This window comes from Streptomyces sp. ActVer (assembly GCF_027270795.1).
GTDB classification, from domain to species: Bacteria; Actinomycetota; Actinomycetes; order Streptomycetales; family Streptomycetaceae; genus Streptomyces; species Streptomyces umbrinus_A.
This window is the reverse complement of the sequence record NZ_JAPWHT010000894.1, coordinates 1-1,319: the sequence shown is the minus strand read 5'-3', so window position 1 is coordinate 1,319 and position 1,319 is coordinate 1. Positions and strand designations below refer to the sequence as shown.

Sequence of the window (1,319 nt, the reverse complement as noted above, 5' to 3'; positions counted from 1 at the left end):
GCAGGCCGGCGACCAGCGCCACCCGGACCGAGGCCGGCTGGGCAATCAGCAGGCTCTGCCGGAGCTGGTTGCCGGCAAGCAGGTGGCGCACGGACTGGCCGCGCGAGGCCTTGCGCCCGCCTTGCGGCGGCCTAGGTGTGAACTGTCAATAGGTTGTATTCGTCCAGGTTGAGTCTGGAGATGGGTACAGCGCGCCCGATGCCTTGGTGGGGTCGATGCCAGTTGTAGTGGTGTAGCCAGGATTTCATGGCATCGGCTCGGTGTTGGGAGTTCTGGTAGGTGTGAGCGTAAGCCCACTCACGCAAGGCCGACTGGATGAAGCGTTCGGCCTTGCCATTGGTCTGTGGGCGGTAAGGTCGGGTAAAGCGGTGCTTGATGCCCAGCTCATGGCACAGCGCGGCGAAGGCGCGGCTGCGAAAGGCCGAGCCATTGTCGGTGAGCAAGCGCTGGATGGTCACGCCCAGGCGCTGGTAGTAGGCCACTGCGTCCTTGAGGAACTGGACGGCGCTGGGGAAGCGCTCGACGGGGTGGATGTCGGTGAAGGCCACGCGGGCGTGGTCATCGATGGCCACGAAGACGAAGTCCCAGCCGGCCCCCTCAACGGTATCGCGTCGGTTGCCCGTGACCCGGTGGCCAGGGCGCTGGATACGTCCCAGCTTCTTGATGTCGATGTGCAGCAGATCGCCGGGGGCCTGATGCTCGTAGCGCACCACCGGCTCGGCCGGCTCCAGGTCGGCCAGGTGCGACAGACCGGCGCGGGCCAGGACGCGGCTGACGGTGCTGGCTGACACGCCCAGCGCCTGGGCGATGCGCGCTTGGGTCAGCCGCTTGCGGCGCAGCTCCACGATAGCCAGCGCCTTGGCCGGCGCAATCGCTCGGGGCGAGACCGTCGGGCGCGAGGACGCATCGGCCAAGCCCGCCTGGCCCTGAGCCAGGAAGCGGCCCAGCCATTTGCGCACAGTCGGCGCGGTGACCCCATAGGCGCGGGCCGCTTCAGGCACACAAACTTGATGGGCGATCAATTGCTGGACCATTTCGAGTCGACGTAGGAAGGTCAATCGGGCATGCTTATGGGTGTTCATCCGGCCGGGCTCCTTGAGTGAACTGGGGGGTTGGCGATTTCCAGTTTCTCAAATCCGGTTCGGATGAACCATGCATACAACCTATTGAATCTTCACAGTTAGGCCGTGGGTGCCGGTCACCACCAGGTCGCAGCGGCGGTTGAATACGTACTCCGACAGCAGCGTCTCGGGCTGGCCGCTTTCCAGCACCAGCCCGGGCGCGGGGCGTCCGGCCAGCTCCGGCGTGCCGTCCAGGAA

The 1,319-nt window shown here is 66.0% G+C and carries 1 protein-coding gene; it reads right to left on the bottom strand.

Features of this window, described 5'->3' with window-relative positions; all coding sequences use genetic code 11:
- Positions 1 to 131 precede the first annotated feature (131 nt).
- Positions 132 to 1,082: an IS481-like element IS481 family transposase gene (locus O3Q52_RS53150; RefSeq protein WP_269655556.1), complete on the bottom strand. Its 951-nt coding sequence runs from the start codon at positions 1,080 to 1,082 to the stop codon at positions 132 to 134.
- Positions 1,083 to 1,319: the final 237 nt, after the last annotated feature.

What these genes read in the sequence shown, in the direction of transcription:
- O3Q52_RS53150 (WP_269655556.1), bottom strand. Translation starts at nt 1,082, where the DNA reads ATGAACACCCATAAGCATGCCCGATTGACCTTCCTACGTCGACTCGAA.